Source organism: Acinetobacter sp. MYb191, assembly GCF_037572605.1.
Lineage (GTDB): Bacteria > Pseudomonadota > Gammaproteobacteria > Pseudomonadales > Moraxellaceae > Acinetobacter > Acinetobacter johnsonii.
Window position 1 is genome coordinate 109490 of the sequence record NZ_JBBGZP010000007.1, and the last position, 24659, is coordinate 134148.

30 protein-coding genes and 2 rRNA genes are annotated in these 24659 nt (G+C 43.1%); 18 read left to right on the forward strand and 14 right to left on the reverse strand.

The features are described 5' to 3' along the window. Together WH214_RS03065 and WH214_RS03070 are read left to right on the forward strand one after the other, a co-directional pair. On the forward strand, positions 1 to 1992 hold the full coding sequence (locus tag WH214_RS03065) for a MacB family efflux pump subunit (protein WP_339992830.1): 1992 nt from the start codon (positions 1 to 3) through the stop codon (positions 1990 to 1992). Between the two features lie 9 nt (positions 1993 to 2001). Then, positions 2002 to 3411 (forward strand): efflux transporter outer membrane subunit, encoded by a 1410-nt coding sequence (locus WH214_RS03070; RefSeq protein WP_339422155.1) that lies wholly within the window; start codon positions 2002 to 2004, stop codon positions 3409 to 3411. Between the two features lie 24 nt (positions 3412 to 3435). Here the strand turns inward: WH214_RS03070 and WH214_RS03075 are convergent, their stop codons facing one another. From WH214_RS03075 to orn, 4 genes are all read right to left on the reverse strand, one after another. Beyond that, positions 3436 to 3852, reverse strand: coding sequence for a hypothetical protein (locus WH214_RS03075; RefSeq protein WP_339422154.1), 417 nt, complete (start codon positions 3850 to 3852; stop codon positions 3436 to 3438). A 445-nt stretch (positions 3853 to 4297) separates the two neighbouring features. Next, complete coding sequence (locus WH214_RS03080) at positions 4298 to 5101, reverse strand: enoyl-ACP reductase FabI (RefSeq protein WP_004983469.1); 804 nt, start codon at positions 5099 to 5101, stop codon at positions 4298 to 4300. 144 nt (positions 5102 to 5245) lie between these two features. Beyond that, complete coding sequence (locus WH214_RS03085) at positions 5246 to 5980, reverse strand: Bax inhibitor-1/YccA family protein (protein WP_004697636.1); 735 nt, start codon at positions 5978 to 5980, stop codon at positions 5246 to 5248. 154 nt (positions 5981 to 6134) lie between these two features. After that, positions 6135 to 6689: an oligoribonuclease gene (gene orn, locus WH214_RS03090; RefSeq protein WP_004697635.1), complete on the reverse strand. Its 555-nt coding sequence runs from the start codon at positions 6687 to 6689 to the stop codon at positions 6135 to 6137. A gap of 124 nt (positions 6690 to 6813) precedes the next feature. Between orn and rsgA the strand changes: the two genes are divergently transcribed. The 4 genes from rsgA (at position 6814) to secB (ending at position 9128) form a co-directional block, all read left to right on the forward strand. Further along, positions 6814 to 7872: a ribosome small subunit-dependent GTPase A gene (gene rsgA / locus WH214_RS03095; RefSeq protein WP_114392671.1), complete on the forward strand. Its 1059-nt coding sequence runs from the start codon at positions 6814 to 6816 to the stop codon at positions 7870 to 7872. A 97-nt stretch (positions 7873 to 7969) separates the two neighbouring features. Next, on the forward strand, positions 7970 to 8377 hold the full coding sequence (locus tag WH214_RS03100; protein ID WP_004697633.1) for a rhodanese-like domain-containing protein: 408 nt from the start codon (positions 7970 to 7972) through the stop codon (positions 8375 to 8377). Between the two features lie 19 nt (positions 8378 to 8396). Beyond that, positions 8397 to 8651, forward strand: a complete 255-nt coding sequence (grxC, locus tag WH214_RS03105; RefSeq protein ID WP_004697632.1) for a glutaredoxin 3 — start codon at positions 8397 to 8399, stop codon at positions 8649 to 8651. Between the two features lie 27 nt (positions 8652 to 8678). Beyond that, a complete protein-coding gene (gene secB, locus WH214_RS03110) occupies positions 8679 to 9128 on the forward strand; it encodes a protein-export chaperone SecB (RefSeq protein WP_004697631.1) in 450 nt (149 codons plus the stop codon). A 60-nt stretch (positions 9129 to 9188) separates the two neighbouring features. On the opposite strand, the gene WH214_RS03115 is transcribed toward secB, so the two are convergent. From WH214_RS03115 to coaBC, 3 genes are all read right to left on the reverse strand, one after another. Then, a complete protein-coding gene (locus WH214_RS03115; protein ID WP_339992834.1) occupies positions 9189 to 9413 on the reverse strand; it encodes a cytochrome b562 in 225 nt (74 codons plus the stop codon). Then, positions 9414 to 9578 carry a hypothetical protein gene (locus WH214_RS03120; RefSeq protein WP_339992836.1) on the reverse strand — a complete coding sequence of 55 codons (165 nt, stop codon included), beginning with the start codon at positions 9576 to 9578 and terminating at the stop codon, positions 9414 to 9416. Between the two features lie 77 nt (positions 9579 to 9655). Further along, entirely contained in the window at positions 9656 to 10930 is a 1275-nt protein-coding gene (gene coaBC / locus WH214_RS03125; protein ID WP_339422152.1) for a bifunctional phosphopantothenoylcysteine decarboxylase/phosphopantothenate--cysteine ligase CoaBC, read from the reverse strand. Between the two features lie 111 nt (positions 10931 to 11041). Here coaBC and radC point away from each other — a divergent pair, with 111 nt between their 5' ends. Together radC and WH214_RS03135 are read left to right on the forward strand one after the other, a co-directional pair. Further along, the gene (gene radC / locus WH214_RS03130) at positions 11042 to 11734 is read left to right on the forward strand and encodes a RadC family protein (RefSeq protein ID WP_339422151.1); all 693 of its coding nucleotides are present in this window, start codon (positions 11042 to 11044) and stop codon (positions 11732 to 11734) included. Between the two features lie 75 nt (positions 11735 to 11809). Beyond that, positions 11810 to 12721: a bestrophin family protein gene (locus WH214_RS03135; protein ID WP_004697627.1), complete on the forward strand. Its 912-nt coding sequence runs from the start codon at positions 11810 to 11812 to the stop codon at positions 12719 to 12721. A 67-nt stretch (positions 12722 to 12788) separates the two neighbouring features. Here WH214_RS03135 and WH214_RS03140 read toward each other — a convergent pair whose 3' ends face one another. Continuing rightward, on the reverse strand, positions 12789 to 13640 hold the full coding sequence (locus tag WH214_RS03140) for a PHP domain-containing protein (RefSeq protein WP_339422150.1): 852 nt from the start codon (positions 13638 to 13640) through the stop codon (positions 12789 to 12791). Between the two features lie 44 nt (positions 13641 to 13684). On the opposite strand from WH214_RS03140, the gene WH214_RS03145 reads away from it, so the two are divergent. The 4 genes from WH214_RS03145 to mnmC are packed head-to-tail and all read left to right on the forward strand — an operon-like array spanning position 13685 to position 17083. After that, positions 13685 to 14299, forward strand: a complete 615-nt coding sequence (locus WH214_RS03145; protein WP_004983445.1) for an inner membrane-spanning protein YciB — start codon at positions 13685 to 13687, stop codon at positions 14297 to 14299. Positions 14300 to 14328: 29 nt separating this feature from the next. Continuing rightward, complete coding sequence (locus WH214_RS03150; protein ID WP_126035262.1) at positions 14329 to 14631, forward strand: YciI family protein; 303 nt, start codon at positions 14329 to 14331, stop codon at positions 14629 to 14631. Positions 14632 to 14635: 4 nt separating this feature from the next. Beyond that, positions 14636 to 15139 (forward strand): hypothetical protein, encoded by a 504-nt coding sequence (locus WH214_RS03155; protein ID WP_078390225.1) that lies wholly within the window; start codon positions 14636 to 14638, stop codon positions 15137 to 15139. Between the two features lie 30 nt (positions 15140 to 15169). Further along, on the forward strand, positions 15170 to 17083 hold the full coding sequence (mnmC, locus tag WH214_RS03160) for an FAD-dependent 5-carboxymethylaminomethyl-2-thiouridine(34) oxidoreductase MnmC (RefSeq protein ID WP_445206345.1): 1914 nt from the start codon (positions 15170 to 15172) through the stop codon (positions 17081 to 17083). Between the two features lie 100 nt (positions 17084 to 17183). Here mnmC and WH214_RS03165 read toward each other — a convergent pair whose 3' ends face one another. Then, complete coding sequence (locus WH214_RS03165) at positions 17184 to 17498, reverse strand: rhodanese-like domain-containing protein (protein WP_004697620.1); 315 nt, start codon at positions 17496 to 17498, stop codon at positions 17184 to 17186. Positions 17499 to 17589: 91 nt separating this feature from the next. On the opposite strand from WH214_RS03165, the gene WH214_RS03170 reads away from it, so the two are divergent. The 3 genes from WH214_RS03170 (at position 17590) to WH214_RS03180 (ending at position 19242) form a co-directional block, all read left to right on the forward strand. Next, positions 17590 to 18078: a YajQ family cyclic di-GMP-binding protein gene (locus WH214_RS03170; protein ID WP_004697619.1), complete on the forward strand. Its 489-nt coding sequence runs from the start codon at positions 17590 to 17592 to the stop codon at positions 18076 to 18078. Positions 18079 to 18106: 28 nt separating this feature from the next. Beyond that, a complete protein-coding gene (locus tag WH214_RS03175) occupies positions 18107 to 18607 on the forward strand; it encodes a DUF4442 domain-containing protein (protein WP_010327555.1) in 501 nt (166 codons plus the stop codon). Between the two features lie 137 nt (positions 18608 to 18744). Continuing rightward, a complete protein-coding gene (locus tag WH214_RS03180; protein ID WP_339422148.1) occupies positions 18745 to 19242 on the forward strand; it encodes a nuclear transport factor 2 family protein in 498 nt (165 codons plus the stop codon). Between the two features lie 73 nt (positions 19243 to 19315). On the opposite strand, the gene WH214_RS03185 is transcribed toward WH214_RS03180, so the two are convergent. The 3 genes from WH214_RS03185 to WH214_RS03195 are packed head-to-tail and all read right to left on the reverse strand — an operon-like array spanning position 19316 to position 21084. After that, positions 19316 to 19738: an acyl-CoA thioesterase gene (locus WH214_RS03185; protein WP_004697616.1), complete on the reverse strand. Its 423-nt coding sequence runs from the start codon at positions 19736 to 19738 to the stop codon at positions 19316 to 19318. Positions 19739 to 19755: 17 nt separating this feature from the next. Next, positions 19756 to 20187, reverse strand: a complete 432-nt coding sequence (trxC, locus tag WH214_RS03190) for a thioredoxin TrxC (protein WP_339422147.1) — start codon at positions 20185 to 20187, stop codon at positions 19756 to 19758. Beyond that, the gene (locus WH214_RS03195) at positions 20188 to 21084 is read right to left on the reverse strand and encodes an alpha/beta hydrolase (protein ID WP_339422146.1); all 897 of its coding nucleotides are present in this window, start codon (positions 21082 to 21084) and stop codon (positions 20188 to 20190) included. 124 nt (positions 21085 to 21208) lie between these two features. On the opposite strand from WH214_RS03195, the gene WH214_RS03200 reads away from it, so the two are divergent. The 3 genes from WH214_RS03200 (at position 21209) to WH214_RS03210 (ending at position 23548) form a co-directional block, all read left to right on the forward strand. Beyond that, positions 21209 to 21544, forward strand: a complete 336-nt coding sequence (locus WH214_RS03200; protein ID WP_005401736.1) for a TIGR01244 family sulfur transferase — start codon at positions 21209 to 21211, stop codon at positions 21542 to 21544. Continuing rightward, on the forward strand, positions 21537 to 21962 hold the full coding sequence (locus WH214_RS03205) for a beta-lactamase hydrolase domain-containing protein (protein WP_339422145.1): 426 nt from the start codon (positions 21537 to 21539) through the stop codon (positions 21960 to 21962). The genes WH214_RS03200 and WH214_RS03205 overlap by 8 nt, the downstream gene beginning before the upstream one ends. Before the next feature lie 209 nt (positions 21963 to 22171). Continuing rightward, positions 22172 to 23548: a dihydrolipoyl dehydrogenase gene (locus WH214_RS03210; RefSeq protein ID WP_339422144.1), complete on the forward strand. Its 1377-nt coding sequence runs from the start codon at positions 22172 to 22174 to the stop codon at positions 23546 to 23548. A 567-nt stretch (positions 23549 to 24115) separates the two neighbouring features. Here the strand turns inward: WH214_RS03210 and rrf are convergent. Both rrf and WH214_RS03220 read right to left on the reverse strand, forming a co-directional pair. Continuing rightward, positions 24116 to 24230, reverse strand: a 5S ribosomal RNA gene (gene rrf, locus WH214_RS03215). A 179-nt stretch (positions 24231 to 24409) separates the two neighbouring features. Continuing rightward, positions 24410 to 24659, reverse strand: a 23S ribosomal RNA gene (locus WH214_RS03220); the annotation flags it as partial.

A 24659-nucleotide genomic window follows, 5' to 3' on the forward strand; every position in this document is an offset into this window, starting at 1 on the left:
ATGACCAAAAAAGCCTTGCTTGAAGTCAGCAATTTGGTGCGAGAGTTTCCCGCTGGCGAAAGTACTGTCCAAATTCTCAAAGGCATTGATCTGACCATTTACGAAGGTGAATTGGTTGCCATTGTCGGCCAGTCGGGTTCAGGTAAATCGACCCTGATGAATATTTTGGGCTGTCTCGACCGTCCAACTTCAGGGAGTTATCAGGTCAATGGTCGTGAAACCGGTAAACTCGAACCGGACCAATTGGCCGAATTACGTCGTGAGTATTTTGGTTTTATTTTCCAGCGTTACCACCTTTTAGGTGATTTAACTGCGGAAGGTAATGTTGAAGTCCCTGCGGTTTATGCAGGTGCAACACCGTATGCGCGTAAACAACGTGCCACTGCTTTACTAACAGAATTGGGACTGGGCAATAAAACTCAAAACAGACCAAGTCAACTCTCAGGTGGGCAGCAACAACGTGTCTCGATTGCACGTGCGTTGATGAATGGCGGTGATGTCATTCTCGCTGACGAACCGACAGGTGCCCTTGACTCGCATAGTGGCGTGGAAGTGATGCGGATTTTGCGTGAGTTAAATGCCGCAGGCCATACCATTATTTTGGTCACCCACGATATGCAAGTGGCAAAAAATGCCTCGCGGATTATTGAGATCAGTGATGGGCAAATCATTGCAGACCGCATCAATCAACCTGAGCATGACACTGAACTACATAGCGATCCTGATGCAGAAACTGCGATTTCTGCCCAACAAGAAAAAAATAAAAGTGTTTCTGCATGGCGTTCTCTGCTTGATCGTTTAGGTGAAGCCTTCCGTATGGCACTTTTGTCGATGAATGCACACCGCATGCGAACCTTTTTGACCATGCTTGGTATTATTATCGGGATTGCCTCCGTCGTGACAGTGGTGGCTTTGGGAAATGGATCACAACAGCAGATTTTAAGTAATATCAGTAGTTTAGGCACCAACACCATTACGGTGTTCCAAGGTCGTGGTTTTGGTGATAACTCCAAAACGGCCAACTTTAAAACCCTTGTTCCTGCCGATGCTGAAGCGCTCGCCACCCAACCGTATGTGAGTGCGGTCAGTCCCATGGTGAGTTCATCTAAAACGATTCGCTATCAACAAAGTGAAGCCAATGCCACCATTAATGGTGTCGGTGGCGATTATTTCACAGTGAAAGGCCTGACCTTAAAAAATGGACAAACCTTTGACCAGCGAAGTGTCCGCGACCGCACCCAAGACGTGGTCATTGACACCAATACACAAAAACAGTTTTTTAGTGATGGTAGCAATCCAATTGGGCAAGTCGTACTTTTGGGCAGTGTCCCTGCACGAATTATTGGTGTCGTCGAACCGCAAACCAGTGCTATGGGTTCCGATGATACTTTGAATGTATATATGCCCTACACCACGGTCATGAGTCGTATGCTCGGTCAAAGTAATGTGCGTAATATCGTGGTGCAAATCAATGATAAGTACTCCACCAGTGCGGCTGAAAACGCAATTGTGAACTTACTCACCTTGCGTCATGGTCAACAAGATGTGTTCACCATGAACAGCGATAGTATTCGCCAAACCATTGAAAAGACCACCAGTACCATGACCCTATTGGTTTCTGCAATTGCCGTGATTTCTTTGGTGGTGGGCGGTATTGGTGTAATGAACATTATGTTGGTTTCAGTGACCGAACGGACGCAAGAAATTGGGGTTCGGATGGCAGTGGGTGCGCGTCAAAGTGATATTTTGCAGCAGTTCCTGATTGAAGCCATTTTAGTCTGCCTGATTGGTGGGGTGTTAGGGGTATTGCTCTCGCTGGGTCTAGGACAAATCATTCAAAAATTTGCTGGGGGTAATTTCGGGGTTGCTTACTCAACCACGTCTATTATCGCCGCATTTGTATGCTCGACTTTAATTGGTGTGGTGTTTGGTTTCTTGCCTGCAAAAAATGCAGCCAAACTCGACCCTGTTGCAGCACTTGCCAGAGAATAAGGAAAAAATATGCCTTTTTTATTAACGCGCCTTTGTACCGCGATGCTGCTTGGCAGCACTTTGGTTGGCTGTGCAGCTGTGGTTAAAACACCTTATCAAGCACCAGCAGTACAGACGCCGACTCAGTTTCAATACGACAAAGCAACCTCACAACAACGTCAACAAGCCCTGTATACCGATCAATGGTGGACGTTATTTGGCGATGCACAGCTCAATCAACTAGTCGATGCTGTGCTCGCAAAGAATGCCGATTTGGTCGTTGCAGGGATGACTTTAAAGCAAGCACGCTTACAAGCAGAACTGGCCGAAAATCAACAAAAGCCACGAGTGAACTCTACGGTGTCTACAGGTCATCAGTTTGACTTGAACTCAGGCAATGACAGCTCAAGTGGCCTGTCTTTGGGTGCTGGCTTAAGTTATGAAGTCGATTTATTTGGTAAATTGGCCCGTCAAACTGAAGCAAAGAGATGGGAAGCACTGGCAACTGAGCAAGATTTGCAAGCCACTGCTCAAAGCTTAATTGGCACCACGGCGAAGTTATATTGGCAGTTGGCCTATTATAATGAAAGTCGTACAACAGCCGAGCAAAGCCTTGCAACCTCACAAAAACTCTACGACTTGGTTAAAGTCCAGTATCAAGCTGGGGCTGTATCAGGACTGGACTTAACTCAAGCTGAACAGTCAGTACAAAGCCAAAAAGCCAGTCTGAGTCAAATTCAGCAAAGTTTGGTCGAGACCCGTACCGCAATTGCCGTGTTACTGCATATGCCTGTACAGCAGTTGAGTATTGATGAACCTCAGCGTTTACCACGATTAGCTTTGCCTAGTATTGCTGCGGGTTTACCTGCCGACATCTTGTCGCGCCGTCCAGACTTAAAAGCGGCTGAGCTACGTTTACGAGAGAGTTTAGCGACCAAAGATGCCACCACGGCGAGCTATTATCCTTCGATCAGTTTGACTGGGAATCTTGGTTCAAGCAGTACCTCGCTAACGCAACTGCTCAAGAACCCTGCTCTAACCTTAGGCGCAAGTTTAAGTCTACCGTTCTTGCAGTATAACGACATGAAACGCGACCTTGCGATTAGTCAATTGGACTATGAAAAAGCTATCGTGCAATATCGTCAAACCTTGTACCAAGCCTTTGCCGATGTGGAAAATGCCCTGTCTGCGCGAACTGAGTTGAGTCAACAAGTGCAATTGCAACAGCGGAATTTGGAACTTGCTGAGAAAGTGGAACGGTTGACCCAAGTGCGTTATCGCTATGGTGCTGTGGCTTTGAAAACCTTGTTGGATCAACAAGAAACCACGCGTACTGCGCGCTTAACATTGGTCAATACCAAACAAAGCCAATACAATGCCTATGTGACGTTGATGCAAGCACTCGGTGGAAGCCCTATAAAAGAACTACCAAAACAATAGTCCGAGCACTATTGTTTTGTTCTCTTATTCTTTCACCAGATCTGGATTATTCTGGATCTGGTGAATACGTTTAATATTGTCTTGATCATCAAAAACAACTTCATACGAAAGTTGCTGACCATCGAAATACATCTCGGCTGGAGAGCCAATCACTTCCCATAGACCAATCGAGGCAATATCCGCAGTCGTGTGCCATAACGTACGACTGATTCTGGCTGCTTTTGAGTAGCCTTGTTGGAAAGTATAAATCTCTTTACGTTCTCCATTGATGTTTTCTGAGGTGACTGGTGCACCCAATTCAGAAATCACATAATTACGATGTTTTCCAACCTCTAAAACCGTCAAATTCTTTTTATGCGGCTGGTTACTCGCCATCACTGCGGCACAACCTTGAAGTGAAAGAACAATGACTAATCCTAAAACAACACTTATTTTTTTCACGCTTTAACCTACCCCGAAAGCTCAAAATTATATTTTTATCGACATTATCTTTAGAGTTTTAATTCAACAAAAACTAGGATTTATTAGCATATAAAATATTCGATGACAAATAAATAATTATACTTTTTGATAAACCTTCAACTGATCAAACATTGCTTAACGGAATATCAAGTCAAAACAATCACTATACAGCTCAAAGCATATGGATTAATAAATACTAAATATACTAAAACAACAAAAGGTGGAATGGCTCTTTTTTGGACATTAACTCCCAAAGGCGAGCAGTTAATGATTGAAAGTCGCGTAATTAAAAGTAGTGCTTAACAACGTAAGCTCAATAGACTCAATTATGCTTCACCGCACTCACTGATTACGAAGCAACTATCCTTTTCAAAAACAAAGCCGCTATAAAAGCGGCTTTATCAAATAATTTAGATAAATCTAATTATTCATCGAGCATCAAGTCTGGGCTCATGCCTACCGTATTGAAACCTGCATCGACATACATGATTTCACCGGTAATACCATTTGCCCAAGGTGAGCAAAGGAATAATGCAGCATTACCCACATCTTCAATGGTCACATTACGTTTAAGTGGTGAAATTTTTTCGTTGACGTCTAACATTTTACGGAATGATTTAATACCTGATGCCGCCAAAGTACGGATTGGGCCTGCTGAAATCGCATTCACACGAATCCCTTCTGCACCCAAGCTTGAAGCCAAATAACGTACGCCAGCTTCTAGCGACGCCTTCGCCATACCCATCACGTTGTAGTTTGGCATCACACGTTCAGAACCTTGGTAAGTCAAGGTCAATAAGCAACCTTGACGAACTAAAAGTAAGGGCTTCGCTGCACGCGCCATAGCAATGAAACTATATGCACTGATGTCATGTGCCACTTTAAAACCATCACGATCCGTTACATCGGTAAAGTCACCGTCCAAGGTATGCGCAGGCGCAAAACCAATCGAATGTACTACACCGTCTAACCCATCCCAGTGTTTTGCCAATTCAACAAAAGTTTGTTCAATTTCAGCATCGACAGCCACATCACATGGTAGAACAATCGTTGAGCCAAATTGTGCTGCAAATTCATCTACACGTTTTTTCAGTTTTTCATTTGGATAAGTAAACGCAAGTTCCGCACCTTCACGGTGAAGTGCTTGAGCAATACCAAATGCGATTGATAATTTACTTGCAATACCTGCTACTAAAAAACGCTTTCCAGCCAATAGTCCTTGTGCCATGTGACTCTCACTCAAAATAATTTATCTGCATAATGCCAAGTTTAAGTTGAAACCGAAATTGCATAATGCGCCTTTTTTCAATTCATCAACATTCAATAACAAATACGCCCCGATGAAGGGGCGTATTTGTTAAAACTGTGGAACTTAGTCATCGCCACGCAGCATACTGAGTAGACGTAGGAATGAATAGTACATCCACACCAGAGTCGCTAGTAGCGCAATACCACACAGCCATTCCATCGCTTTCGGAGCGTGTTGAGCCGCAGCACTTTCAATCAAATCAAAATCTAGAATTAAGTTCAGTGATGCAATCACTGCAACAAAAGCGGCAAAACCTAGACCTAATAAGTTGTTTTCAAATAAAAATGGAATACTTGAACCAAAAGCCAAACGCATGACCATCTGCACCACAAACACAATCGCGATGGCAATTGATGCCGACATCACTACAGATTTGAATTTTTCAGTGGCACGAATAATTTGAAAACGATACAGGCCAAACATCACTAAAGTGGTGACAAAAGTTGCCAACAACGCTTGTAAAGGTACACCCGGATATTTCAATTGGAAGATAACCGACACCCCACCTAAAAAAGCACCTTCAAACAAGGCATACGGAATGGCAAGGGTACGTGCGGTATTTGGTTTAAAAGTTGCAATCAGGCCTAAAATTAGACCACCAATCGCACCGACTAAGGTTGCAGCATAGGCCAGCGAAATATTTAAGGTCATGAAACAGTATAAAAACAGTGCCATACCGACCACAGCTGCAATCACTGTAAGTAATACAGACTTCTGAATAGCACCTTGAACAGTCATCGGTTGACTATAGTCCGCATGTGTTTCCACGCGGTTCAAAATAGGGTTATTACTTTGCATAACTCAACTCTTTGTTATAATTTAATTAATTTACTTTATCATAAAGCGTGTTTTAAACTTGTATAGCAAAAAAGTGTTTCTTTTTTCTACACAAACACCCTCAGCTTTATTCGATTTCAATAAAAAAAGAGGCTAATGCCTCTTTCTATACTACTTATTTATTCATAATAAAAAAGTATTCACGATAATACTTCAGTTCTGCAATCGAATCACGAATGTCATCCATCGCTAAGTGTGAAGCATTCTTTTTCAAGCCACTCATAATTTCTGGACGCCAGCGTTTAGCCAACTCTTTTACCGAAGACACATCTAAATTACGATAATGGAAATATTGTTCCATTTCAGGCATTAAACGGTGTAAAAAACGGCGGTCTTGGCAGATTGAATTGCCACACATTGGTGAGCTTTTTGGATTGACCCATTTCTTTAGAAATTCTAAAGTCTGCTGCTCCGCATCTTGCGCAGTCAATTTACTGCGACGTACACGTTCAATTAAGCCTGATTGACCATGTTGGCGAGTGTTCCACTCATCCATTGCATTCAGCACACGGTCTGGCTGATGTACAGCAAGCACAGGCCCTTCAGCTAAAATATTTAAGTTATCATCCGTCACAATTGTAGCAACTTCAATAATTTGGTCATTATCAGTATCGAGACCTGTCATTTCAAGGTCAATCCAAATCAAACGCGTATCAGCGGTGCTGCTCATAAATGTGCAATCTTATTCGGCTTAAAAACGATGATAGTAGCAAATTAATTGCTTCGATGCTGTAACTGATACCCTGCTTCGTGCTATTTTTGCCATCTTGAATTCATGGTTTTTTAGGATATGAATGGCTTTAATTCGTAAACGTCGTTTAACTGAACAGCAACAACGTCGCATTCAGAAACAACAGCAAACACGTCAAGAAGATATCGACACTTCAAATGATTTAGAAGGCTTGGTGGTACAACACTACGGCCGTCAGCTTGAAGTGCAAGCCCTTACGACTCCAGATCCACATCCCATCAAACCGACGGTACAAGCAGGCGAACCTGAACCGTTTTGGAAACCGATTGAACTCGGCAGTATTTGGCGCTGTCATACACGCACCAACCTCGAACTTCTGGTCACAGGTGATCGTGTCAAATGGCAAGCCGACCCAAATACGGGGCTCGGGATCATCAATGCCATACAGCCACGTCAGTCGCTACTGACTCGTCCAGACCGTTACCATAAAGTAAAACCTGTCGCGGCCAATATCAGCCTGATTGTGATTGTGTTTGCGCCATTGCCTGAGCCTGCACCAGGTCTGATTGACCGTTATTTGGTGGCCTGTGCCGATGCCAACATTCCAGCACTTTTAGTGCTGAACAAAACCGATTTGCTCAAAGACAATGACCCGATTTTAGCGTTGATTGCGGAATATCAAACCTTAGGCTATGAAGTGATGCAAACACAAGCCGATGGCGATTTAACCGCGCTGACCCAGCGTTTAAAAAATGAAACTGTGGCCTTTGTCGGTCAGTCTGGCGTTGGTAAAAGTACGCTGATTAATGCCATCGTGCCAGACGCTGCACAAAAAACCAATGTGATTTCTGAAAACTCAGCCTTAGGTCAGCACACCACGACCTCTACCCGTTTGATTGGTTTTGGCGAAGGCGCCTCGCTGATTGACTCACCAGGAATTCGTGAGTTTGGTTTATGGCACTTAGATGCGGACAAAGTGCAACGTGGCTTTCCTGAAATTGAAAACTTGTTGGGCTACTGTCAGTTCCGTAACTGCACCCATAAACATGAAAAACAATGCGCTTTACGCTTAGCTGCGGCAAATGGTGAAATTTTAACGCGCCGTTTAGACAGCTATTTACGTCTGATTGATGAAATTGCTGAAGCTCAGCAAAAAAATTAATTTTTATTCAACCTTAGCCCTTGAAGCGGTGATTTTGATCACCATATTTTATGAGCTATACTCTCTAGCAATTTTTGAATTGTAATTTAGGTGACTTGTGGAACGTTGGTTCGAGTTTATGGGGAATCACCCCTTCTTATTTGGAACACTTGCGGTATTGGTTGTTTTGTTTTTCGTACTTGAAGGACAACGCAATGGTCGCAAAATTTCACCACAATCTTTAGGTATTTTAGTGAAAGCTAAAAATGCCATGTTGATTGACTTACGTGATGCCAAAGATTTCCGTGAAGGTCATATCAGTGGAAGTCGCAACATTCCCTACAGCCAAATTACAAAACATGCTGAAGAGTTAAAAGCTGCAGATCGTCCACTCGTGTTCATCTGTAACTTAGGCCAAGTGGCAGGTACCGCTTTACAACAAGTTGCACATACTGACAGCTATCGTTTAGATGGCGGGATTAGCAACTGGAAGGCTCAAGGCTTACCACTGGTTAAAGCTAAATAATTCGCACAAGGAGAAACTCATGGCTCAAGTCACTATTTACTCAACGACTGTATGTCCATATTGCGTTCGCGCAAAGCAGCTCCTTGAGCGTAAAGGCGTTGAATATAAAGAAATTAATTTATCTAAAGAAGCGCCAGAAGTCCGCATTGAATTGATGCAACGCACCAATCACCGTACGGTTCCACAAATTTTTATTGATGACCAATTTATTGGTGGTTTTGATCAGCTTTATGCTTTAGAGCGTGAAGGCAAACTCGACCAACTATTGGCATAATTAGCTCAGCATATTAAGGATTAGAAAATGAGTGAAGCTCAACCACAACTTGCTTTAGAACGTATTTACACAAAAGATATTTCTTTTGAAGTCCCTGGGGCGCAAGTTTTTACCAAAGAATGGCAACCAGAGTTAAACATTAACTTGTCATCTTCTGCTGAAAAAGTTGATCCAACTCACTACGAAGTTTCACTTAAAGTGGTTGTACAAGCAAACAATGCAGGCGACACGGCGTTTATTGTCGATGTTACTCAAGCGGGTATTTTCCTTGTAGATGGTGTTGAAGAAGAACGTCTTCCGTACATCTTAGGTGCATATTGCCCGAACATTTTGTTCCCGTTCCTTCGTGAAGCGGTGAATGATATGGTGACTAAAGGCAGTTTCCCACAATTGTTACTTACACCAATTAACTTTGATGCTGAGTTCGAAGCAAATATGCAGCGTGCTCAAGCAGCCGCTGTTGAAGGTCAAGCTTAAAACTTTAAGCCCTTCAAACATAAAAAAGACCGCTTTTGCGGTCTTTTTTATTGTACTGAATTATTTAAATGCTTTATGGCCTTGCTGCTTAATGGCCTCAAACTTGGCTGAACTTTGTTTAGCTTCTGCAAGTTTCCCAGCATCTACCAAATGTTGAGCATGTTCAATTTCTTGGGTTAATGCATCAAACTTTTGTTCATATTGTTTCACTTTAACACTGTCTTTTGGTTGTTTCACCAAACTGTCAGGCTTGTTTTGCTTGGCAGTTGTCGCGGCTTTTTGCATTTAAGTTAATGCGGTATTAGCCTCTGTGGCAGTCTTGGCTTGAGTAAAAGCTTTTGAGTTTTTCGCCAAAGATTTCATCGCACCTTCTAGCACTTCCGACGCTTGTGCAAGTCCTGCCAAACATAAACCACTGCTCAACAGCACAACCTTTAATAATCTTTTCATTCTTATTCCTATGAGTTTGCAAAAAAAATGCAGCCTAAGGCTGCATTGAATATCGCAAAAATTAAGAGCGATGTAAATTAAAAATCATCATCACTTTCAGGGTCTCGATGTAAAGCATCATGAATCGCTTCAACCAACTGCAAAGCAATTTCTTGTTTCGACGCTTTTTCCAAATCGCGCTTTTCCATTTTATAGCTTTCTGCAAAAAAGACTGTCATCGCATTTTCATCAGACGCAAAACCAATATCTGGACGTGACACATCATTACAGGCAATCATATCGAGCTTTTTCGCCACCAATTTACCTGCCGCATATTCCTCGACATTGCGTGTTTCCGCTGCAAAACCCACCATGAACGGGCGTTTGTCTTGCTGTGCAATGGTCGCCACAATATCAGGGTTTTTGATTAAGGAAACGTTGAGCTCGTCCCCAGCTTTCTTAAGCTTATGCTCTGCGACTTCTGCAACACGATAGTCCGCAACAGCGGCAGTCGCGATAAACACATCACAGCCTTCATCTAACATCTGCATGCTGGTATCCAGCATTTTCATAGCAGACGAAACATTGATTCGACGGACACCATTCGGTGTGTCTAAGCTGACGGGACCTGCAATTAAAGTCACTTTGGCTCCTGCCGCATAACATGCAGCAGCAATAGCAAAGCCCATTTTACCGGTACTGTGATTGGAAATATAACGCACAGGATCAATCGCTTCGCGCGTTGGACCAGCAGTAATAGTGACTTTTTTACCCGCCAACATCCCAAATTTTTCAGCCATGGCACGCTGCGCTTTATGGAAGTATTCTGTCACTTGATGTGCCAAATCCTCAGGTTCAGGCATACGGCCTAAACCGACATCACCACAAGCTTGCGCACCTGCATCTGGCATGATCACATGCACGCCATCTTCCACCAAAGTCGCTAAATTACGCTGCGTCGCTTTTGCTGCCCACATTTGTTGGTTCATGGCTGGTGCGACCCATACAGGGGCTTTGGTGGCTAAATATAAAGTAGAAAGCAGGTCATCGGCTAAACCCGCAGCAAACTTTGCAATGGTGTTGCAACTGGCAGGCGCAACCAAGAGTAAGTCTGCCCAACGTGCTAGCTCAATATGCCCCATGCCCGCTTCGGCTTCAGGGTCGAGAAGTGCGGTATGGACAGGGTTGCCCGACAAAGCTTGAAAAGTTAGCGGCGTAATAAAAGCCTGTGCACCTTCGGTCATCACCACACGGACTTGAAAACCCGCGTCTTTTAAACGGCGAACCAAAATGGCACTTTTATAGGCAGCAATACCGCCCGTAACAGCTAAAAGGATATTTTTATTTGGAATTACACTGAGATCAAAGCTCACGAACAGGCTACCTTTCTGTTGCAGTGGCGCTCACAATAGCATTAAATAGTCCCGTACCCAATCATCGATTGGGCCCTGTTTCTCAAATTAAGAATAAAAAAGTATAAAATAATGCACTTATCCATAAAAAAATGGCCTGAACAAGAACGGCCACGTGAACGCTTATTACAACAAGGGCCAGCCAGCCTCTCCGATGCAGAACTGTTGGCCATTTTCATCCGTTCGGGTTCAACACAGCATTCTGCAGTCGAATTGGCACGTCTTTTGTTGCAACATTTTGGCACTCTGAATGCGGTTTTCGATGCTGAACTGCCCGAACTCAGCCAATTTCACGGCATTGGCCCGACCAAATATTCACAATTAATGGCCGTCAAAGAATTGGGGCGACGCTACAGTAGCCAGCAGCTCAAGCAACAAAAGTTGGAACTCAATCATTCAGCTCAACTGCTCAAATTTTTACAGTATGAGTTTTCAGGCGAGAACCAAGAGGTCTTTGCAGTGCTCTGCCTAGATGCGCATTTAAGAAAAATAAACTTTAAAAAATTGTTCTTTGGAGCAGTCAATTCTTGTGAAATATCGATCAATCAGTTGCTCCGTTACTGTATTGCTCAACACGCCACTTTCATGGTGATTGCCCATAATCATCCACTTGGTAAAGCTCAGCCCTCCACGGCGGACATCGAACTGACCGAGCGCATTCTTCAAGCCAGTCAGCTCGTGGACATTCAACTGCTTGATCATTTCATTTTATCACCCGAAGGTGCTTTTTCTTTTGCTGAACACAGCCTGATCCAATCCGTTTAAATATGCAGACAAATGATTGACAAATACCGCGACAAATATGAAGATCAAGCAAAATTTTAAAAGAATTCTAATCACATGATTGTGCGTGATCAGCCCAGTATTTTTAAGGTGCTTTTTTCATGGCGTGGCACCATTCTTCCCAAAGTTTTACCTCCTTTGGGTGTGGTCATGTTGGTCTCTGCCATTATTGGCATTTTGTCCTATGTCGGCTATTTCCACTTCCCTGAACTGCCTTTGGTCGGCTTCACCCTCATTGGGGTGGTACTTTCTATTTTCCTCGGCTTTAAAAATAGTGCCTGCTATGACCGTTGGTGGGAAGCGCGAAAGTTATGGGGCATTTTAATTGCTAACTCACGTCACTTTGACCGCGACTGTCGTATCTTGACTCAAGGTCGTCGTGAACGTGTGATTCAACATGTGATTGTCTTTGCCAATGTCTTGCGTGACCGTTTACGTCATCAAACGGCCAATCCAACGGAACTGGTGCAAACCAGTGGCTTAAGTCAAAATGCGCTGACTCAGCTATATCAACAAGCCAATGCCCCGCAGTATACGCTCAGCTTGATTCAGTGGGAGTTGATGCAGGCATTAAAAGAAGGTGAAATTAGCGACATTGTGTATGCGCAGCTGAATCAGCACGTTGCTGACCTGAGTGTGGTGCAAACTGGTTGTGACCGTATTGCGACAACACCACTCCCTTTTGCCTACTCGGTATTACTCAATCGTACAGTGTATTTTTTCTGTCTCATTTTACCGTTTAGCTTGGGTTCAACCTTGGGTATTTTCACCCCACTATTGGTTGGTGTGTTGGCCTATACCTTCTTAGGACTCGATGCTTTGAGCTCGGAAATTGAAGAACCTTTCGGAACGCAAAGTAATGACTTGCCGCTGGACTCGATGGTACGGACTATCGAAATTGAACTGCTTGGGACTTTAGGTAAACCTACCCCTCCCCCCATTCAAGCACAAGACAATAACTTACTCTAATCGAGCGCATGCTTACCTTCTCTTAGGCTATATAGCTCTTGGAGAAGGTGGGAATGACCAATACTCTTTAGACAAAACTTTCCCAAATCCCCACTTGTCCGTCTTTGACTCTGGGAATATTGCCCAACTTAATCCACGGCATATTGTCACCATGAAAGTCACTACCGACCGATACTTTTAAACCATGCTCAGCAATCATCCGATCCACCATTTGACGGGTAGATGTCGGTTCAACATTGGGCGGCAACTCAACCGCATCCCCACCAAACTGCGCAAATATTTCAATCAGATAACGAATGTTAGTAGCAGATAAGTCATAACGTGTCGGATGCGCCAATACGGCAAAACCACCACTGGCATGAATCACTTGAATGGTTTCTTCTAAACCCAGCCCATCAAATTTCACGTAGGCTTTCTTACCTTCCTTAATATATTTATCAAACGCTTGTTGCGCACGACTCACATAATTTTTTTCAACCAAGGTCTTGGCAATATGGGTTCGAGTCACACGGTCAGGCATCTGTTCAACTTTCGCTAAAACATCGAGATAAATATCTTCACCAATCAATGGAATCAACAAATCACAGATTTGTTTAGCGCGTCGCGCACGTATTTGTTTTTGCTGTTCAAGGCATTTTTGCAGTGGTTCTAAGTCTTGCATATTCAATGCAACCACATGCACACCATAGTTTTTCTGGGTTGAGGGTCTCGACCACTGACTCGAAATTTCTACCCCCGAAATAATACGCATCGCATGCGACTTTGCAGCCAACTCGGCCAACGCAAGACCATCCATGGTGTCATGGTCTGTCAAAGCCAAGGTGTGGATGCCTTTTTCCGCGGCAGCATCAACCAATTGCTTCGGTGTGAAAGTACCATCAGAAATATTGCTGTGAGTATGTAAATCTACGCCTTCCATCACTTATACTAGCTATTTATTTGAACAGATTTAGATACTCTAACATGAAAGCACTTTTAGACTTTGTGCCGCTGATAATTTTCTTTTATTTATATAAAACTGTAGATCCTAAAAATACTGATCACCCATTGCTCCAATTGATTGGTTCTGCTGGGGGTGTCGATAATAATAATATTCTTGTAGCCACCACAGGTTTGATTATTTCGATGCTGGTGGTTTACGGTGCACTGTTCTTCATGCAAAAGTTCCGTTTAGACAAACAACAGTGGATTGTGTTGTTTATGACGGTTATTTTCGGCGGTGTCACCTTAATGCTGTCGGATGATTTTTATATCAAACTCAAAGCGGCCTTACTGAATATTATTTTCTCAGGCGCTTTCTTACTTTCTCCTTATTTTGGCAAAGAACGCAAACCGCTGATCAAACGCTTGTTCGGCCCAATCTTCAATTTAACCGACGCAGGTTGGAAAAATTTAAACTTTGCATGGGCTGCTATGTTTGCCCTCATGTCTTTTTTACACGTATTTTTCGCATTTTTATTTATGGACGGAAAATATTGGGGAGAATTCACGGCTTTTGGTGACATGATCGTGATGTTTTCCTTTATCATTATTCAGTTTATTGTATTGCGTAAATACTTTAAATCTTCTGAAGAGTAATTTAGCCAGAATATACATCGAGAACTCTTATGCCGCTATTCGTCGTCACATGTACCGATCAAGAGGGTACAGTCGAAAAACGTCTTGCTACACGTCCAGAACATCTTGCTCGTTTACAAAAGCTCAATGATGAAGGTCGTTTAATTGTTGCAGGAGCGATGCCAAAAGATCCAAGCAATCCGCAAGCAGGCTTTTACGGCAGTACAATCATTGTTGACTTTGAATCACGTGAAACACTCGATGTCTGGTTACAGGAAGAACCATTCTTAAAAGCAGGGGTTTATCGTCAGATTGATGTTAAACCATTTAATAAAGCATTCCCTCAAGGATAAGGTCATGCGCGTTGTTGTCACAAGCTTATTGGGCTTATCTCTTCTTTCTTCTATGGCGTGGGCCGTTGAAACCGCTCCTGCCCCGAGTGTAGCCCCTGCTGTACCAGCAACGACTGCCGCACCTGTTCAAGTGCAAGGCAGTACAACTCAGCCGAAAATCATTCCTGCTGTGGCCACAGTTAGTCCAACAGGTCAACCGCAAGAAGCCAAACCACTCACTGCTGAACAACTGGCTAAGAACAAAGCATTGCAAGATGCCAAAGTCAAAGCACTGGTCAAAGACCAAGCTTCACGTCTTGCACAATTGGAAAAAGCCAATCTTGATGCTTTGGCGCAAAACCAAGAGCTACAACTCAAAAATGATAGCCTCGGTGTACAAGTTCAAGTCTTACAAAGCGAACGTAGTGCGCAAATGTTCCTCTACGGCGCGGCAACCATCGCTGTTGGTGTATTACTGGGCTTCTTAATTGCCAGTTACGTTTATACCAAACGTCGCCGTCAGTGGTAAGCTAAGCCCTATTGAAAACAATAGGGTGCTGTGGTTGTGTCGCGTGCAATTCAAACTGCCGATTTAGAGTGGCAACAGATTGATGGCATAGATGTGCCAGTCTCAAAACAATTTGGCGATGTCTATTTTTCCAAAGACAATGGTCTACTCGAAACTCGCCATGTGTTTTTAAATGGCAATGATTTACCTGAGCGTCTGTCCAATCTTCAGCCCTTTGAATATTTTAGTGTTGGTGAAACAGGCTTTGGCACAGGCCTCAATATCTTGGCACTTTGGCAACTTTGGCAACAGGTGCGCCCCAATAACCACAGCCACCTTCATGCCATTTCAGTTGAAAAATTTCCGCTGTCTAAAACGGATCTAATACGTGCACTCAATGTCTGGCCTGAACTCAAACCGATCGCCGATCAACTGATTGCACAGTACCCGCACCCAATTGCGGGTTGTCATCGCCTGAACTTCCCTGAGGAACGTTTCAGCCTTGACCTTTGGTTAGGCGATGCCCACGATGTTTTCCCCAGTATGGCAAAAACCAGTAGCGTTAACGCATGGTTCCTCGATGGTTTCGCGCCTGCTTGTAACCCAGACATATGGGAAGAGCAAGTACTGAATCACATCGTTCGCCTATCTGGTATTGGAACGACATTTTCTTCATTTAGTGTCGCAGGCGTACTCAAACGTGGTTTAACACAGCATGGTATTTCTATTTCACGTCCGCGCGGCTATAAGCATAAACGCGAAATGCTCAAAGCCATCTGGTTACCTGCTGAGCCTGAAAACATATCAAACGCTGTAGATACCAAATCAGTATTGAATCAAAATCGACCTGATCAATTACCACACGCTTTTAAGCAACGCCAGATTGCTATCATTGGTGCAGGGATTGCAGGTTTAAGTAGTGCATGGGCTTTTGCTGAGCGTGGGCACCAAGTCACGCTCTACGACCAATCTGAGCCACTTGCAGGAGGTTCAGGCAATCCGCTGGCCTTACTCAACCCCAAACTTTGTCCGATTGAACAAAGTCATGAACATTTAATGACCTTGGCTTGGCAACATGCTTTACAGCACTATCCCAAGTTTCAGGCTTTTCGCCCCATTCAAGTACATCAACTGGCGCTGAAAAAAGCCGAAGACTTACTCGATCTCGAACAACAATACCCTGCGGATCTTTTGATAGCCGAAACCGCTGCTGATTCTGCGTTAATCACTGAATATCCAAGTCTGAATCTAACTGAGGCCGGCGCTGTATCACCACATCAACTCAAAGATCAAATCTTAGCACATCCGCTGATTCAGTTCGTACAAGCCAACATTACTCAAATCCATCCAGAGCACAATGAACTTTTCAATGCACAAGCCCAATCTCTCGGTCAGTTTGATCATGTGATTGTGTGTTGTGCACGCCAGACGGCTGCTTTCTTTGAGCAATATCCTGTGCTGAAGCCCATTCGCGGACAAGTCAGTTGGGTGGAGAATACTGCACAACCTTTGGCCCTCGATCAAGCCTATAGCTATGGCGGCTACTGTATGCAGCTTGATGCCCAACAGTTCATTTTAGGTGCATCCTTCTATCCAAATCGGGACGACAGCGATGTTTTGCTTGAAGACCATGTGCATAACTACGAGCTTATCCACAGTGTCTTTCCACATTATGCACAATTACTTCCTGATGTGAGGACTTGGCAAGGCCGTGCATCCGTTCGCGCACAAAGTTTGGACTATTTTCCAGTCCTTGGAAAAATGTCTGAACAGACTGAAATTTATAGCTTTGCTGGCTTGGGTTCTAAAGGCTTTTTGTTTGCGCCTTTATGTAGTGAAATTTTAGCGGCGCAGATACTGAAAGAGGCCTGCCCCGTTCCTGAGTCACTGCTACAAAAGCTCAGTCCGACCCGATTCCAGAAAAAGCTCAAAGCCAAAAAGCCTTATTTTAAAGCACAGTCTTAGTTCCGCCTATGACTCAAGTGCAGCGCGCATGGCGTTATAGAGAAAAAATCACATTTCCAAGACATTAAAAAAGCGCCTTACGGCGCTTTTTTGCTTCTGCTTAATTACTTTGTTCTAAAGCTAAACCAGCATCACGAGCAGCACGGGTACCACCCATTAAAATCACATACTCACGCTCACTGTCAAAACCTTCGAGTAACTCTGCAGCACGTGGCGCTTTACTACCGCCACCACATAAAATGTAAATCGGTTGATCCGTCGACACTTGAGTAAGGCTCTGTGCTGAAAGTTCTGTGATTGGCTGATTAATCGCCCCTTTCACGTGTGCTTCAGCATAAGCACTTGAATCGCGTACATCCCAGATGATCGCATCCTCTGGGAACTCAAATGTTGTAATTTCTTGTTTACGGATCATTGCGCACTCCTTTGATGTAAACAACACTTGGCAAATGAAGAAAACATCCCTAGCATCTCAGATATTCTTTCCATTTGTAAAGGTTTAATCCATGCCATCTTTTGATATTGTTTCAGAATTAGAAATTTTTGAAGTAAATCATGCCGTTCAGAACACCCAAAAGGAAATCGCAACCCGTTTCGACTTCCGTGGTCAGGATGTTTCGATTGAACTCAATGAAAAAAACAAAGAAATCAAAATCTCAACTGAAAGTGATTTCCAGTGTGAACAAGTGTATACCATGTTAGAGAACCATTTCTTTAAGCGTAAAGTCGATATTCAAGCGCTTGATCCACAAAAAATGACTGCTTCAGGTAAAAATGTACTTCAAGTGGTGAAATTAAAAGACGGACTTGACTCAGATACCGCAAAAAAAATTAACAAGGCCATTAAAGAAAGCGGCATTAAAGTGCAATCTTCAATTCAAGGCGACAAAATTCGTGTGACTGATAAAAAGCGCGATACATTACAGCAAGTAATGACCTTTTTAAAAGAACAACAATTTGGTCTGCCTTTACAGTTCAATAACTTTAAAGACTAATACTCTTGTTTGATCATTTGAGGTAACTATGCCAAAGGCCAATCGCTTATCAAAACTTGTAAAAACCACGTCACGCTTGCCGAAAGCGTTGCGTACGCGATTATGGAGTCAAGCTTTTGGTCGCATAGTTCCGATGGTCGGTAGTGCCAATATTCGTTATTTGCAAGTCAGTCACAGTGAAGTCGTGGTCAAAATCGAAAATCACCGTGCCATGCAAAACCATATTGGTCAACTGCATGCCTGTGCCATGGCCTTGATTGCTGAAACGGCAACAGGTTTTGTAACAGGGATGAATGTACCTGATCATTGCATCGTTCTGATTAAAAGCATGCACGTTGACTTTAAACGTCCGAGTAAAGGTGCCATGACAGCGACAGCCACCCTAACACCAGAACAACAGCAGCTGATGCAAACCACCGCCAAAGGTGAAACTTTAGTTTCTGTGACAGTGATGGATGAGTCTGGTGAAGCACCTGTTCAATGTGAAATGTTATGGGCATGGCTCGACAAAGCATCATTAAAAAAGTAAATATGTAAATATAACTTACTGTTTGGTAAGTATAAAATTTACAACAATACGCTAAAGCTGCGACTAAAACTTACTATATCTTTACTTCGACTCGGCTCAAAATCATGCTACATAACATTAATATTTGAGCTGACTTGATGAAAAAAAGACTAATTTTAGCGACTGCCCTATTTTCTTTGGGGCTAGTGGCCTGCCAACAGTACAACCCCGCCAATACATCGGCTTCAACAACGCCGAGTCACCATTCTGCCTCTGCCCTGACCGAACAAAATAAAAAAATTGTGGTGGACTTTTATGAAGGGGTTTTTAGCAAACATCAGGTTCAAATCTATTCAGACCGCTATATTGGTACACAATACATTCAACATAATCCCTATGTTGCAGACGGAAAAGCGCCTTTTGTTAACTACTTCACCCAGTATTTTAAAGAACATCCAGATGCAAAAAACACCATCAAACGTGTCGTAGTCGAAGGTGATTTGGTGGTGCTCCATGTACATTCCACTCAAAATGCACAAGATCGTGGTGAGGCCGTTGTCGATATTTTCCGCGTCGAACAAGGCAAAATTGTAGAACATTGGGATGTGATACAAAGCATTCCCGCGGATTCCGCCAACCGCAATACTATGTTTTAATCCATCGGACTGTATGGAATAACAATAAAAAAGCCAGTGATTACACTGGCTTTTTTGCAGACCAACTCAAGCTTTAGTTGGATTGGCTTGCAAGGAACTTTTCTTTAACATCCGCTGGAATCTGACGTTTATTGCCTTTGACATCAACCGCAACAAAGGTAAATACACCTTCAGTCACACGTACAGGCGGACGTGAACTGTCATGGCTATCCCACACTTCAATTTCCATCTGAATAGACGTATTGCCCACTTTTAACAGTTTGGTATAACAACTGATGACATCGCCAACTTTCACTGGGACTAAGAACGTCATCTGATTAATTGAAATCGTTGCACAGCGTCCTTTACTAAAACGCTCTGCGTGAATTGCACCCGCCAAATCCATTTGTGACACAATCCAACCACCAAAAACATCTCCACTCCAGTTGGTATCGGCTGGCATTGCAATTGTCTGAAGAGACAACATCCCTTCTGGTTTCACATGAATCTCTGACACGTTGACTCCAATTTTCGTTATGACTGGGCTTGCAACTGTTGATCTAACCATTGTTGCAATTGTGGCGCACGAAGCGCACCGCTTATTCTAGCAATTTCGGTGGTTTTATTCATTAAAACTAGGGTCGGAATGCTACGTACGTTAAACGCACTGCTCAATCGAGAAGACTCTTCGGTATTAATTTTAGCAAAAATAACCTGCGGATTTTGCTTGGCCACTTCAGCAAAGTGCGGGGCCATCATTTTACATGGACCACACCACTCTGCCCATAAATCAATAAACACAGGCAAATCGCTATGGCTAATGAACTGGCTAAAATTCTGCTCATTCAATTCAATCGGCGCCGCAGGTAAAAGCGCTGCGTGGCATTGGCCACAGCTCGGATTGGCACTCAATTTCTCTTCAGGCACACGATTCTTAGCCAAACAAGTAGGACAGACGATAATCATTTAGTTGACTCCAATATGTTGATGTAAGAATTCTAATTGGGTCGAAATGGCTTTTTCAAACCAACTGGCATGATAAATATCAAAATGCTGCATTTCCCACTCATGATATTGAACAAAAGGGGCAATATTGGTCGCGGCTTCACGACTGGATTCAATCGGAATTAAACTATCATGCTTGGCGGCAATGAAAAGTACAGGAATATTAATTTGTCTGACATTTTGAATGGGACGATAACGAACTAAATTAAAAAATAATCGGGCAGGTATCTCACCACTCCAATAATAATCAGGATTAATAATCGAACGATATCCCAAATAGGCATCTTGCGTCGGTAAAAAACATAACTCTCGTGGATCAACCACAGGTAAAGTGGTCGGGGACATCCCCACTTTTCCACCCATATAATCTTGGCTGGATAGTTTTAAGGCTTTGGGGAACTGTTGCAAAGGATATAACTTAGCACTTGCTGCCCCATCTACAAAAGGCACTTGCACCATCACGGCCTGTACATTCTTGAACTCTGCTGCGATATCGAGCACATAACCGCCACTGAGCGCGGTCCCCCACAGCACGATCCGTCGACTATCAATCGACTTACGTTCTTTGAGGTGGTTAATCATAGTCCGCCAGTCTTCCAGCTGTTTCTTAATCGAGACCAACTCCCGTGGACGTCCAGTACTACCGCCCCAATAACGGTAGTCAAATAACACGACTGCATAACCAGCTTGTGCAAAACGCTGCGCAAATTGGATCAGTTTGAATTGGCGCAGCCCAGCCAAACCATGGGCCATCAAAATCACTGCTGGCTTTTCTTCAGTTTTCGGACGATAGAAATCCGCAGCAATGACCTCTTGGCCACTTTTGACATATAGCGGTTCAACGGTATAGGCGTGCATACCTGCTCCATTGCGTTATTTTATGGTTGTAATCGCTTATAAATATTTCAACAGCATAGGCTGAGCTTTCAGCTTAATGCTATCATAAAGCATATCTCGATTAGTTTAATTTTGGAGTGACAGCATGAGCGAAAATGTAGGCTTTGCAGGTCAAATTGGCCCAGAACATTTGGTTCAAGTGGTTGAAAAAGGGTTTAAATCTGTGATCAATAACCGCCCAGATATGGAAGGTGGCCCAGAACAACCAACCAGCGCTCAAATTGAAGAAGCAGCACGTGTTGCAGGCCTCGATTATGTCTATCAACCTGTCGTTGCAGGGCAAATCACAGAAATGGATGTACGCACTTTTGCCAATCATTTCAATGAGCTACCAAAACCTGTTTTAATGTTCTGCCGTACAGGCAATCGCTCAAACAACTTATACCAACTGGCGAAACAAATGGACCTGTTAGATGACTAAACGGTTGTTTAAAAGTGTCATCTGCACTGCTCTGATTTTAACGAGCAGTGCATTGTGGGCGGCAACGAATAACTTGAGTCAAGCACTCAGCCCACAGCTCAGTATTTCAGGGGAAATGACCCAAGACAAGTTTCAACAATTGATGAAACAAGGTTTTAAATCGGTCATTGTCAATCGACCAGATCAAGAACAAGGCAATGCCGTTCGCGTTGATCAACTTCGTAATATTGCGGAACAATCCAGAGTCAGCGTAATTTACCAACCAGTTATCAGCAGTAAAATTTCTGAAACAGACGTGGTCGAATTTGCTAAATATTATAATGAATTGCCCAAGCCTATTTTAATGGTCTGTAAGAGTGGTGCTCGCTCTAGTCTGCTGTTCAATCAGGCAAAACAACGAGGATTACTCCATGAATAAGCTGTTGCTCCTTTTACTTTGCTGTACCTTTATGACAGCATGTAGCTCAATGAATGTCCGTCCTACCGTTGGGGTAAGCGTTGGCACTAGCTTATAAGTCAAATGAAAGTGAAGATGGCATCTAGTGCCGTTTTTTTACAAAATATAATCATCTACAGCCCTGAATATGTTAACTATAGAGTATGTCTCGCTTAGATAAACGTTTGCTTATGTATGATTTGATTATTATTGGGGCTGGAACTGCGGGTATCGCAGCCTACCAACAAGCCGTGAAGTCCACACAAAATCTATTAATCATTAATGATGGGCCATGGGACACCACTTGTGCACGTGTTGGCTGTATGCCATCAAAAGTCCTGATTTCTACAGCAAATCGCATGCATGATATTCAACATGCGGATCGTGTCGGATTGCAAGTAGAGTCAAAAATAGACCGCAGTCAGGTCATGCAACACGTACAAAAACTTCGTGATCGCTTTACTCATAGCACCCTTAAAACCGTAGAGAGCTGGCCTGAGTCTCATAAAATTCAGGGCCGTGCTCGATTTGTCGATGCAAAAACGGTCGAAGTTAATGGGCAATACTACCAAGCCAAAAGCTTTATTTTAGCTGTAGGCTCCACCCCTAGCTTTGACCCAGCATGGAAGCATGAACTCGGTGATCGACTCATCACCTCCGATCAAATCTTTGAACTCAATGCTTTACCCAAATCTTTAGCCGTGATTGGGAGCGGCGTCATCGCGATTGAACTTGCGCAAGCCATGCAACGACTTGGCGTCAATACCACGGTCTTTGCTCGTAGTCGTAAAGTCGGCGTTCTGACCAGTCCTAAATTGCAGCAGTTGGCACAAGCAGAAATTAGCGCTGAACTTGAGATCAAGTTCGAAGTTTTGCCCACAGAAGTTAAGTATACAAACGATCAAGTTGAACTTAGTTTTACTGAAAATAGCCACCCTAAAACACTCAACGTCGATTATTTACTGGTTGCCACTGGCCGAAGCAGCCTTTTAAATACCCTTCAACTCGAAAATATCGACACCTCATTCACAGACTTAAAACATTTACCTGTTGATCCTGAGACCAAACAACTCGCCGACTATCCGATTTTTATCATTGGCGATGCACATACTGATACTCCATTACAACATGAAGCCGCTCACGAAGGTAAGGTCTCAGTCAAAAATGCATTGAACTTCCCCACTATAGAATCATGCAAAACCCTAACGCCTTTAGGTATCGTGTTTAGCAACCCAGAAATGGCAATGGTTGGACAAAACTTTAAGCAACTACAAAGTGCACCTATCGCTTTTGTCATCGGCGAAGTATCTTATGCTAAACAAGGACGTGCATTGATTCTGGGTAAAAACCATGGAGCCATTGAGGTTTATGTGGATAAAACCAGCCAAAAACTACTTGGTGCTGAATTACTCACAGACTCTACTGAACATTTGGCCCATTTACTGGCATGGATGATCGCAGAACAACTGACTGTCGATGAAATTTTAGAAAAACCGTTTTATCACCCAACCCTTGAAGAAGGTTTAAGAACGGCATTAAAACATGCACGCCGACAGCTAAATACCTAAACTGCGAAATTCATGATTCATGTTCTTTTAATAAAAGGTTTTCTGTGTGCAATTAAACAATTTTATCAACGCTGGGCAGCAAGCTATAAACTATTCGCTGCATACGTTGATTTAATTACAATACACATTCTTGGTAGATTTGCGGTAAAGTTTTTATTTTAGTGCGTAACTTAACTGATCTAAAACACATTAATACCCGTAATAAACTATGAGTTGAATACATAAGACAGTAATTCCTGATCCTTTTCCGCTTCAGGAATAGCTATTTTTTCAAAATAATTGCTTAATTGCCGAATAACTCCATCATATTCTTGATTTTGTTTAGGGGATAAATTGATTACCACTATAAAAAGCATGTTAACCAAACAGGTTAAAGCACATCAAGAAACGTTAAAAGGTGCTCTGTGACCTTTTTAAATATGACATAAAAGTCAGCAAATGCTGGCTTTTTACCATTTATATAGATACATATTCTCGGCTCTTCACTTTTTTCTATTTATATTATTCAACCTTCCAGCATAAAAAAATCCCCCTCTGCATTAAGCGGAGGGGGATTTTGAATTAATGAGCTGGCGATGACTTACTCTCACATGGATAACTCCACACTACCATCAGCGCTAAGAGGTTTCACTTCTGAGTTCGGGAAGGGATCAGGTGGTTCACTCTTGCTATTGTCGCCAGCACAACTGTTTATGACTATTCGTTGGGTCTTATTTACACATTGTGTATGCCTAACTTTCATCAAATGAGTTATTAACAGAACATCTGAGTTAATTTAATTTGCACATTGTACTTAGCTTTATAACTAAATCAAGTTGTTTGCAGTGATTTGAACCACAACACCAACTGTTTGGGTGTTGTATAGTCAAGCCTCACGAGCAATTAGTATTGGTCAGCTTCACATATCACTATGCTTCCACATCCAACCTATCAACGTCGTAGTCTTCAACGGCTCTTTAGAGGACATAAAGTCCTAGGGAAATCTTATCTTGAGGTAGGCTTCCCGCTTAGATGCTTTCAGCGGTTATCCCTTCCGAACATAGCTACCCGGCGATGCGACTGGCGTCACAACCGGTACACCAGAGGTTCGTCCACTCTGGTCCTCTCGTAC

Coding starts and splice junctions, on each gene's coding strand:
- WH214_RS03180 (WP_339422148.1), top strand. CDS start 18,745: ATGAAAAAAAGACTAATTTTAGCGACTGCCCTATTTTCTTTGGGGCTA.
- WH214_RS03155 (WP_078390225.1), top strand. CDS start 14,636: ATGCGCGTTGTTGTCACAAGCTTATTGGGCTTATCTCTTCTTTCTTCT.
- WH214_RS03115 (WP_339992834.1), bottom strand. CDS start 9,413: ATGCAAAAAGCCGCGACAACTGCCAAGCAAAACAAGCCTGACAGTTTG.
- rsgA (WP_114392671.1), top strand. CDS start 6,814: ATGGCTTTAATTCGTAAACGTCGTTTAACTGAACAGCAACAACGTCGC.
- grxC (WP_004697632.1), top strand. CDS start 8,397: ATGGCTCAAGTCACTATTTACTCAACGACTGTATGTCCATATTGCGTT.
- WH214_RS03065 (WP_339992830.1), top strand. CDS start 1: ATGACCAAAAAAGCCTTGCTTGAAGTCAGCAATTTGGTGCGAGAGTTT.
- radC (WP_339422151.1), top strand. CDS start 11,042: ATGCACTTATCCATAAAAAAATGGCCTGAACAAGAACGGCCACGTGAA.
- WH214_RS03080 (WP_004983469.1), bottom strand. CDS start 5,101: ATGGCACAAGGACTATTGGCTGGAAAGCGTTTTTTAGTAGCAGGTATT.
- WH214_RS03085 (WP_004697636.1), bottom strand. CDS start 5,980: ATGCAAAGTAATAACCCTATTTTGAACCGCGTGGAAACACATGCGGAC.
- secB (WP_004697631.1), top strand. CDS start 8,679: ATGAGTGAAGCTCAACCACAACTTGCTTTAGAACGTATTTACACAAAA.
- WH214_RS03195 (WP_339422146.1), bottom strand. CDS start 21,084: ATGCACGCCTATACCGTTGAACCGCTATATGTCAAAAGTGGCCAAGAG.
- WH214_RS03135 (WP_004697627.1), top strand. CDS start 11,810: ATGATTGTGCGTGATCAGCCCAGTATTTTTAAGGTGCTTTTTTCATGG.
- WH214_RS03200 (WP_005401736.1), top strand. CDS start 21,209: ATGAGCGAAAATGTAGGCTTTGCAGGTCAAATTGGCCCAGAACATTTG.
- WH214_RS03205 (WP_339422145.1), top strand. CDS start 21,537: ATGACTAAACGGTTGTTTAAAAGTGTCATCTGCACTGCTCTGATTTTA.
- WH214_RS03140 (WP_339422150.1), bottom strand. CDS start 13,640: ATGGAAGGCGTAGATTTACATACTCACAGCAATATTTCTGATGGTACT.
- WH214_RS03150 (WP_126035262.1), top strand. CDS start 14,329: ATGCCGCTATTCGTCGTCACATGTACCGATCAAGAGGGTACAGTCGAA.
- WH214_RS03070 (WP_339422155.1), top strand. CDS start 2,002: ATGCCTTTTTTATTAACGCGCCTTTGTACCGCGATGCTGCTTGGCAGC.
- WH214_RS03170 (WP_004697619.1), top strand. CDS start 17,590: ATGCCATCTTTTGATATTGTTTCAGAATTAGAAATTTTTGAAGTAAAT.
- WH214_RS03175 (WP_010327555.1), top strand. CDS start 18,107: ATGCCAAAGGCCAATCGCTTATCAAAACTTGTAAAAACCACGTCACGC.
- orn (WP_004697635.1), bottom strand. CDS start 6,689: ATGAGCAGCACCGCTGATACGCGTTTGATTTGGATTGACCTTGAAATG.
- WH214_RS03210 (WP_339422144.1), top strand. CDS start 22,172: ATGTATGATTTGATTATTATTGGGGCTGGAACTGCGGGTATCGCAGCC.
- WH214_RS03120 (WP_339992836.1), bottom strand. CDS start 9,578: ATGAAAAGATTATTAAAGGTTGTGCTGTTGAGCAGTGGTTTATGTTTG.
- trxC (WP_339422147.1), bottom strand. CDS start 20,187: ATGATTATCGTCTGTCCTACTTGTTTGGCTAAGAATCGTGTGCCTGAA.
- WH214_RS03165 (WP_004697620.1), bottom strand. CDS start 17,498: ATGATCCGTAAACAAGAAATTACAACATTTGAGTTCCCAGAGGATGCG.
- WH214_RS03145 (WP_004983445.1), top strand. CDS start 13,685: ATGAAAGCACTTTTAGACTTTGTGCCGCTGATAATTTTCTTTTATTTA.